We start from the raw sequence: 3,184 nt of genomic DNA on the forward strand, positions 1-3,184 counted from the left end.
TCCTGGCGCGACGAGCTCCAGTTCTGGCCGCGCCCGCCGATCCCGCAGATTTCGGAGATCGTCACGCTCTGCGGGACGGAACTTCACGACATGCTACGCGGCCTGGTCACGCCGGAGGCGGCGCTGTCGCGCCTGCAGGCGCGCGCCGAGGACGTCTTGCGACAACCGGTTCAATAGGGAGGAAGACATGGACCCCAACCGCCTGAAGGGAAAGAACATCCTGATCACCGGCGCCGCGCGCGGCATGGGCGCCGCCAACGCCGAGGCCTTCGCCGCCCAGGGTGCGAACGTGACGCTCGGCGACCTCGACGAGGCGGCGGCACGGGAGGTTGCGGACCGCATCAACGGCGCCGGGAACGGCCGCGCGATCGCCGTCAGGATGGATGTCACCAAGCGCGAGGACAACGCGAACGCCGTCGCCGCGACGGTCGACGCCTTCGGGTCGATCAACGTCGGCCTCTTCAACGCGGGCCTGAACAAGCCCCGGTTCTTCATGGATATCGATGAGGACAACTGGGACATGATCATGACGGTCAACACCAAGGCCATGTGGCTGGGCATGCAGGAGACCGCGCGCCAGATGATCGCCCAGGGGCCGCTGGACGCGCCCTACAAGCTGATCAACGTGGGCTCCATCGCCTCGCGCAAGCCGCTCGTGGACGTGACGGTCTACTGCACCTCGAAATACGGCTGCCTCGCGCTGACCCATTGCGGTGCGGTGGCGCTGGCCGAGCACAACATCACCGTCAACGGATACGCGCCCGGCGTCGTCGTCACGCCGCTCTGGGAGCAGCTCGACAAGGACCTCGTGGACATCGGCTTCAAGCAGAAGGAGGGCCAGGCCTACGAGGACATCGTCCGCGACGCGCTCCAGATCAAGCGCGTGTCCTATCCCGACGACATCACCGGCACGGCCTCGTTCCTCGCGTCGTCCGACAGCGACTACATGACCGGCCAGATGATCCACATCGATGGCGGCTGGTGCATCCAGTAACGCCGCGATTTTCCACGCGACTACAGATGGTTGCGGGCCGAGCGCCCGCAGGAGGGAGATTTCCGATGTCACGCGCCCTGATGCCCAACCTGCTGACGCCGCAGGATCTCGAGCCGAACTGGGAGTGGCGCGAACGCCTTCCCGCCTGGGGTCACACCTCGGTCGATTTCGAGCGCCGGATCGACCACGACCGGCTGCGCCGCTACCGCCTCGCCCGGACGCGGGCCGCATTGCAGGCGTCGGACGCGGGGACGCTCCTCCTCTTCGACGTGAACAACATCCGCTATGTCTCGGCGACCAAGATCGGCGAGTGGGAGCGGGACAAGATGTGCCGCTTCTGCCTGCTGACCGGCGACGACAGCCCCTATGTCTGGGACTTCGGCTCGGCAGCGGTGCATCACCAGCGCCATTCCGACTGGCTGGAGCCAGACCACTGCCTCGCCGGCGTGGTCGGAATGCGCGGCACGATCCCGCCGGAATTCGGTTTGATGCAGAAATATGCCAAGCAGATCGCGCAGCTGATCCGGGACGCGGGCATGGCCGACATGCCGGTGGGCGTGGACTATGCCGAGACGGCCATGTTCCACGCACTCCAGGAAGAGGGGCTTCACGTCGTCGACGGCCAGCAGATCATGCTCTCGGCCCGCGAGATCAAGAACTGGGACGAGATCCAGCTCCTGACTCAGGCGGCCTCGATGGTCGATGGCGTCTACCACATGATCTACGAGGAGCTGAAACCGGGCGTGCGCGAGAACGACATCGTCGCGCTGTCGAACAAGCTCCTCTACGAGATGGGCTCGGACGACGTCGAGGCGATCAACGCCATCTCGGGCGAGCGCTGCAACCCGCATCCGCACAACTTCACCGACCGGCTGTTCCGGCCGGGGGACCAGGCCTTCTTCGACATCCTGCAGTCCTACCAGGGCTACCGGACCTGCTACTACCGGACCTTCAACATCGGCCGCGCGACGCCGGCGCAGAACGACGCCTACGTCAAGGCGCGGGAATGGATCGACGCCTCGATCGCGATGATCAAGCCGGGTGTCACCACCGACAAGGTGGCCGAGGTCTGGCCGACGGCGGAATCGCTCGGTTTCCCCTCCGAGGATGCGGCCTTCGGGCTCCAGTTCGGCCACGGGCTCGGCCTCGCGCTGCACGAGCGGCCGATCATTTCCCGCGCGGTGTCGCTGGAACATCCGATGGAGATCCGGACCGGCATGGTCTTCGCGCTCGAGACCTACTGCCCCGCCGCCGACGGCTACTCCGCTGCGCGGATCGAGGAGGAAGTCGTCGTGACCGAGACGGGGTGCGAGGTGATCAGCCTCTTCCCGGCCGAGGAGCTTCCCATCGCCAACCGGTACTGAGCCTTCGGGAGAGGGTCGACCGCCTTGCGGCGGCCGACCCGGCGGGGGGCTGTCTGCCCCCCGCACCCCCCGAGAGTTTTCTTGCCAGGATGAAGCAGAAACGCCCTCAGAGGACCCAACCCATGGCCAAGCCCAAGACCAACACCGGGGACTACCTGCGGATGTACCGCCAGATGGTCCGCATCCGCACCTTCGAGGACAACGCCAACCAGCTCTACCTCTCTGCCAAGATGCCGGGACTGACGCACATGTATTCCGGCGAGGAAGCCGTGGCCGTGGGCATCTGCGAGGCGCTGACCGACGACGACCGGATCACCTCCACCCATCGCGGCCACGGCCATTGCGTCGCCAAGGGCGCCGAGTTCCGCGAGATGTTCTGCGAGCTCCTCGGCAAGGCCGAGGGCTATTGCCGGGGCAAGGGCGGGTCGATGCACATCGCCGACCAGAGCCACGGCAACCTCGGCGCCAACGCCATCGTCGGCGGGTCGATGGGGATCGCGACCGGATCGGCCCTTCGTGCCAAACTGCTCGGCCAGGACGACGTGACCGTCTGCTTCTTCGGCGACGGCGCGACGGCGCAGGGCCTCTGGTACGAGGTCATGAACATGGCCGCGCTCTGGAAGCTGCCGGTCATCTACGCCTGCGAGAACAACGGCTATTCCGAGTACACGAAGACCGAGGAGATCGCGGCGGGCTCGATCATGGCGCGGGCCGAGGCCTTCGGGATCGAGAGCCACCAGGTCGACGGGCAGGACGTGCTGGCGGTCAACGACCTCGCGCGCAAGCTCGTGGCGCGCGCGCGGAAGGGCGAGGGCCCGTTCTTCAT

At 66.5% G+C, this 3,184-nt stretch carries 3 protein-coding genes; all 3 read left to right on the top strand.

Annotated features, from left to right (window positions below):
* The first annotated feature begins 187 nt into the window (after positions 1-187).
* Complete coding sequence (locus ACTS11_RS17960) at positions 188-994, top strand: SDR family NAD(P)-dependent oxidoreductase (protein WP_442641665.1); 807 nt, start codon at positions 188-190, stop codon at positions 992-994.
* A gap of 65 nt (positions 995-1,059) precedes the next feature.
* Positions 1,060-2,358 carry a M24 family metallopeptidase gene (locus tag ACTS11_RS17965; RefSeq protein ID WP_442641666.1) on the top strand — a complete coding sequence of 433 codons (1,299 nt, stop codon included), beginning with the start codon at positions 1,060-1,062 and terminating at the stop codon, positions 2,356-2,358.
* Between the two features lie 122 nt (positions 2,359-2,480).
* Positions 2,481-3,184: thiamine pyrophosphate-dependent dehydrogenase E1 component subunit alpha (locus tag ACTS11_RS17970; protein ID WP_442641667.1), on the top strand; the 704-nt coding region annotated here is incomplete at its 3' end.

The organism is Roseicyclus sp. (genome assembly GCF_052168335.1).
GTDB lineage: Bacteria > Pseudomonadota > Alphaproteobacteria > Rhodobacterales > Rhodobacteraceae > Roseibacterium.

Excerpts from the sequence above, each read along its gene's own strand:
- ACTS11_RS17960 (WP_442641665.1), top strand. The coding sequence starts at position 188 with ATGGACCCCAACCGCCTGAAGGGAAAGAACATCCTGATCACCGGCGCC.
- ACTS11_RS17965 (WP_442641666.1), top strand. The coding sequence starts at position 1,060 with ATGTCACGCGCCCTGATGCCCAACCTGCTGACGCCGCAGGATCTCGAG.